The following is a 5,699-nucleotide window of genomic DNA, read 5'->3' as shown; positions in this document are numbered from 1 at the left end:
TTGGAAAATCGATAATTTCAATCTCATGCAATTCTTGATTGAGAAGCGCTCTGCTCAAGTTATCCCAAATACCCTCGGGGCGATCAATCCACGCAAAGGCATTCTGAAGTTTTGAGAAATCAATTTCGTTCTGCTGGGAAATTCCAAGATACTTTGCCAATCCAGGTAGAAGAGCATGATCTCCATATATCTGATTTACTTTCTCAAACAATTGAGGAGTCTGAATATCCGCTAGTTTGCCGATGCCGCTAATCCACAGCGAGTTAATGCTGGGGTATCCGCGTTGCTCCCGTTCAACATTGACTTCGTCAATATGCCAGAGCATCTGAATTTCATTCTGGAGTTTGCGCCAGAGTTTGGCTATCCCAATTTCACTCGTATCGCGTGGCATCCACCAATCGATATTGCGCCCGTGTGCTTGATCAATGGAGTGAGTGGCTAGACTGGCAAACGGCCCTGCTGGAATAAACCAATCACGCTGCCCTTGGAATAAGACTTTGCTGCCAAAATCCTCTTCAATAAAGGGGAGGGCAACATTTAGTAATCCGGCAGATTCATTTTCAGTCAGATCTATCTGACTTTGTGCCATCAAAATCAAGTGATCTCGGGTAGCGTGCAGGTGCACCGGTTGAAGGCAGGCTATGGTTTCATTTGGATTGATCGTCAAGTCACTCTGACCTAATAGCAATATCGGAGCTATTGGGAGCCTGTCACCTAATAGAAACCGCTCTTGTGGTAGTCCACTTGGCGGGGTATTCTGGTCCAATCCAGCGTCAATAGCATCTTCACCTGACACCATCAGGGTAAAGCGTCGCAAAGCACTTGCGGGGGAGGTCAAATTAGCAGTCATTCCCCTGATTTTAGGTGGCATTTACAGTTTCCATTGGTTGGCTCGTTTAATTCACTAAACTGTATGTATGTTGAGACTTCCTATTGAGCTAGAAATTGGCCTGCGCTACACCCGATCCAAGCGTCGGAAGACCATGGGTAAGCGTGATGGCTTCCTTTCTTTTATCTCCGGAATCTCCACCGCTGGCATTGCTTTGGGCGTTGCCGCCCTGATTGTGGTGCTTTCGGTCATGAATGGCTTCCAAAAGGAAGTGCGCGATCGGATGCTTTCCGTCCTTTCGCATGTTGAAATTACTGCCCCAGATGGTTTGGCCAATTGGGAGCCGGTTGCCCTCAAGGTCGCTGCTCAGCCTCACGTTGTTGGTGTCGCCCCCATGGTGAGCTCACAAGGTTTATTGAGTCGCGATAGTGTGATGCGTGGCGTCGCTATCAGAGGTGTGCTTCCAAGCGAGGAGGGTAAGGTTTCCGATCTACCAAAACAGTTTGTAAACGGTAGCATTGAGGATCTGAAGCCGGGTGCTTTTGGTGTTGCATTGGGCGCCCAGCTTGCCAATATGGTTGGGGCGCGCGTGGGTGATCGTATTAATCTGATCGTGCCAGAAAGTGATCTCACTCCAGCAGGCGCAATGCCTAGAATGCGAACCCTTCAAGTCGTCGGTATTGTTGATAGCGGTCATTATGAATACGACAGCTCCCTTGCCATCATGCATTGGAAAGATGCCGCCGCTTTATTACGTTTACAGGATCCATCTGGTTTGCGCGTGAAGGTCGATGATATGCAACGTGCACCAGAGATTGCATCTGAGTTAGCTCAAGTTGTTCCGCAGGCATTGTGGGTTAGCGACTGGTCACGCTCGAATCGGAATTGGTTTGCCGCTGTTCAGACTGAAAGGAAGATGATGTTCATCATCCTGACCCTGATTATTGCTGTAGCTGCCTTTAATTTGGTTTCTACCTTAGTAATGACGGTGAATGAGAAGCAAGCCGATATTGCCATCTTGAGAACGATGGGCGCAAGTCCAGGACTCATTCAGCGCATCTTCTTGGTGCAAGGATTAGCGATTGGTTTGCTAGGCTCTCTAGCCGGTGTTGGTTTGGGGCTCCTTATCGCTTTAAATATTGATGTGATTGTTCCCGCTATTGAGGCAATCTTCCGGGTGCGCTTCTTGCCCCGCGATGTGTACTTTATTAGCGAACTTCCATCCGATGTTCGTTTATCTGATGTTGTTACTGTGGGTCTTATGGCTTTCGGCCTCTCTATATTAGCAACCCTGTATCCAAGTAGACGTGCCGCTCAAGTTCAGCCTGCGGAGGCATTGCGCTATGAGTAATTTCAAGAATGAAAAAAACAGCGGTGTGATTCTGAGTGCATCCGACCTTGCAAAGACCTATGGCAAAGGACCAACAGCAGTTGATGTTCTTAAGGAAATTGATTTACAGGTAAACGCTTCCGAGAAGGTGGCTATCGTAGGATCCTCTGGCTCAGGAAAAAGTACCTTGCTGCATTTATTGGGTGGTTTAGATACGCCCAGCGCAGGGACAGTCATCTTGGCTGGAGAAAATCTCCATCAATTGCCAGTGAGAAAACTAGATCAATTGCGTAATCAGAGTTTGGGTTTCATTTATCAGTTCCATCATCTCTTAGATGAATTCAGCGCAGTTGAAAACGTCGCCTTGCCTTTACGTATTCGTGGGCTGAGTAATGAAGAGTCTATGGAACGTGCCAATACGATGTTGCATGCGGTCGGTTTAGCAAAGCGAGTTCAACATACCCCAGGCGAGCTATCTGGTGGTGAGCGTCAACGAGTTGCGGTTGCTCGTGCCTTAGTGGGTAATCCCGCTTGCGTCTTAGCGGATGAGCCAACGGGTAATCTCGATACTGAAACTGCCGATGGCGTATTTGACTTGATGTTAGATATTGCTCGTGAGCAGGGTACTGCTTTCGTGATTGTGACCCATGATCCTATTCGCGCTAAACGTTGTGACCGGATTTTGCATTTAGAGCGCGGAGTATTAAAGACTTTCGCGCAATGAGCGAAGTTGGCAAAGATCTCGCATGGGTTGATACCCATTGCCATCTAGATGCGCCGGAGTTCTCAAACTCCCTTTCTGAGATTGTTTCAAGAGCGGCAGGTAAAGGTGTTAAAGCGGTCTTACTGCCTACTGTTCAAGCATCTGACTGGGAAAAAGCTAGAGACTTAGCGGCTCAATACAGTAATGACATTCCAGGTTTGGTTTATACGCTCGGCATTCATCCGCTGTATATCAAGCAAGCGCAAGAGAGTGATATTGATATTCTCAAGAAACAAATTGAGCGTTCATTAGATGACCCTCGTTTTGTCGGTATTGGCGAGATTGGTCTTGATTACTTTGTTGAGGGACTTGATCCGCAGCGCCAAGAGTATTACTTTCATAGGCAACTCGATTTGGCTCAACAATTCCAGTTGCCAGTCATTTTGCATGTGCGCCGCTCACAAGATGCCATCCTCAAAGCATTGCGTAAAAGAAAAGTGCCTAGCGGTATAGCGCACGCCTTTAATGGTAGTCATCAGCAAGCCGAGCAATTTATTGAATTGGGTTTCAAACTGGGATTTGGTGGGGCGGCAACCTACGATAGGGCATTGCAGATTCGCCGTCTTTTAAAAGAATTGCCGCTTGAAAGTATCGTCACTGAAACGGATGCGCCGGATATTCCCCCGGCATGGCTTAGGGAAGAGGGTGGGCAATTTAATGAGCCTGCATTACTCCCCAGAATTGCTCAGCAACTAGCTAGCATTCGCGGTATTGGCGAAGACGTATTTTCAAAAGTAGTTTGGCAAAACGCGATGCAGGTATTGCCCCGCTGGTCATTATTAATGGCTAACAAACTAAACCCACAGTCCGCCTCTTAAGAACTTGCGCATCAATATTGCGGCGTTCATCGCTGGGGGATCGCTTCTTCTATTGTTGCCTGCTGTGCCAGAGTATTGGTATTGGATATGCATAGCAACCATCTTCATTTCTCTATCCAGCGTCTACATCAATCGCTTGTTAATTCAATATTGCTATGTAAGCAGCGCATTACTCACTACATGCTATTTTGCTTTGGGATTTGCTTGGAATGCACATTACGCACAAAGTCGACTGACTCATGTTCTATCAATCGAGTATGAGGGCAGGGATTTTGTTCTTGAAGGTAGAGTCAATGCCTTGCCACAAAGTTCTCCTGGTGGCGCTAAGTTTTCTTTTGAGGTTGATCGGGCATGGTTAGGCAAGGAGTCAATTGATTCATTTCCTGCACAGGTGTATTTGAGTTGGCAGCCAGCATGGCGTAATCCTCAAGATGTCCCCCAAATTATTCCGGGTCAGCGCTGGGAGTTCAAAGTCAAAATCAAAAGGCCTTATGGGTCTCTCAATCCTTATACCTTTGATTTTGAGCGTTGGTCCTTTCATCAAGACTTTGGTGCCATTGGATCAATTAGGTCTGGCAAGTTACTTCTTGAAAAAGATATTGGCATATCTGAGTTCGCTCTAGCCATGGAATATCAGCGTTGGAAATTAAGACAAAAAATTCAGCGTCTGCTTCCAGAGGGTGCACGTTATGGTGGGGTGATTGCAGCATTGGTCATGGGCGACCAAAATGCGATAGACCAAGAAGACTGGCGTGTATTTAATGCCACTGGTATTGGGCATCTCATATCCATATCGGGCCTTCATGTAACGATGCTGGCTGGCTTCGGTGCGATGCTGGCAACCTTTTTATGGCGTCGTAATAATCTGCCCTTATTGATCCCTGTTGGGAAGTTTGCTGCAGCAGTTGGGTTTCTGACGGCATTTGTCTATGCGTGGTTGGCTGGATTTCAGATTCCGGCACAGCGAACGATGTTTATGGTGGGCGTAGTTGCATTTGCCCTATGGTCTGGCAGAAACCCCCGATCATTTGATATCTGGTGGTGGGCTCTCTTTGTTGTTCTGCTGATTGATCCAATGGCGCCCTATACGCCAGGATTCTGGCTTTCATTTGGGGCGGTTGCGGCAATTTTGTTCGCTATGCAGGATTCGGATGGTTTATTAGGGCTACCCACTAGCAGAGAGCTGGAGCTTGATTGGCGATATAGATTGTCTCAAGCTCTTAAAGTAGCTTGTCGTGTGCAGGCCGTAGTTACTATCGCACTTTTGCCATTAACTCTATATTGGTTTTATCAAGTCTCGATAGTTTCACCATTGGCAAATGCAATTGCCATTCCTGTGGTGAGTTATATCGTAACGCCTCTGGCGATTGCGGGTGCCTTATTGCCTGACTTCATAGGTAAGTGGCTCTTAATATCGGCCCATGCCACGATGGATTACCTGGCTATCATGCTGGCTTGGATGGCAAATTGGAGATGGGGAGTAGTCTGGTCCAGTCAGCCGGCTTGGTGGGCAATAGTATTTTCAACTGTCGGCATCATCATGACGATTCGCCCTGGATCTATTCGAGAGAGTTGGTTTTCTAGAGTCGTCGGGCTCGCACTCACTACGAGTTTATTTATCCACCCAAGTCAAAATACTAATTTGTCTCTAGGTGAGTTTCGCGCAACTGTACTCGATATCGGTCAAGGTACGGCAGTCCTCATTGAAACTAGAACAAAGCGATTGCTATATGACACTGGACCCATTCAAGGAAAAGATAATGCAGGCCAAAGAATCATCCTGCCGTATCTGAGAGGGAGGGGGATTAATCATATTGATCGTATGGTGATTAGTCATAGTGATAGCGATCACATTGGAGGCGCCGCAACCCTTCTTAAAGAAATCCAATTCGACGCAATGATGGGGTCTTTACCAAGCACCAATCCATTACTCGCTAATTTAGAGGATAGAAAAATCCC

Annotated in this window: 5 protein-coding genes; 4 read left to right on the top strand and 1 reads right to left on the bottom strand. The window is 47.0% G+C overall.

Features of this window, described 5'->3' with window-relative positions:
- Positions 1 to 850 (bottom strand): hypothetical protein (locus B7Y67_RS09965; protein WP_293598515.1); only part of this gene is annotated, 850 nt, incomplete at its 3' end.
- A 70-nt stretch (positions 851 to 920) separates the two neighbouring features.
- Between B7Y67_RS09965 and B7Y67_RS09960 the strand changes: the two genes are divergently transcribed.
- The 4 genes from B7Y67_RS09960 to B7Y67_RS09945 all read left to right on the top strand — a co-directional run.
- On the top strand, positions 921 to 2,180 hold the full coding sequence (locus B7Y67_RS09960; protein WP_293598516.1) for a lipoprotein-releasing ABC transporter permease subunit: 1,260 nt from the start codon (positions 921 to 923) through the stop codon (positions 2,178 to 2,180).
- Positions 2,173 to 2,883, top strand: a complete 711-nt coding sequence (locus B7Y67_RS09955) for an ABC transporter ATP-binding protein (protein ID WP_293598514.1) — start codon at positions 2,173 to 2,175, stop codon at positions 2,881 to 2,883. Before B7Y67_RS09960 ends, B7Y67_RS09955 begins: the two co-directional genes overlap by 8 nt.
- Positions 2,880 to 3,740: a TatD family hydrolase gene (locus B7Y67_RS09950; protein ID WP_293598513.1), complete on the top strand. Its 861-nt coding sequence runs from the start codon at positions 2,880 to 2,882 to the stop codon at positions 3,738 to 3,740. The genes B7Y67_RS09955 and B7Y67_RS09950 overlap by 4 nt, the downstream gene beginning before the upstream one ends.
- 4 nt (positions 3,741 to 3,744) lie before the next feature.
- The coding region (locus B7Y67_RS09945; protein WP_293598512.1) for a DNA internalization-related competence protein ComEC/Rec2 at positions 3,745 to 5,699 on the top strand (1,955 nt) is incomplete at its 3' end.

It is taken from the genome of Polynucleobacter sp. 35-46-11, assembly GCF_002281105.1.
This window is presented reverse-complemented; position numbering and strand designations above follow the sequence as displayed.

Excerpts from the sequence above, each read along its gene's own strand:
- B7Y67_RS09950 (WP_293598513.1), top strand. The coding sequence starts at position 2,880 with ATGAGCGAAGTTGGCAAAGATCTCGCATGGGTTGATACCCATTGCCAT.
- B7Y67_RS09955 (WP_293598514.1), top strand. The coding sequence starts at position 2,173 with ATGAGTAATTTCAAGAATGAAAAAAACAGCGGTGTGATTCTGAGTGCA.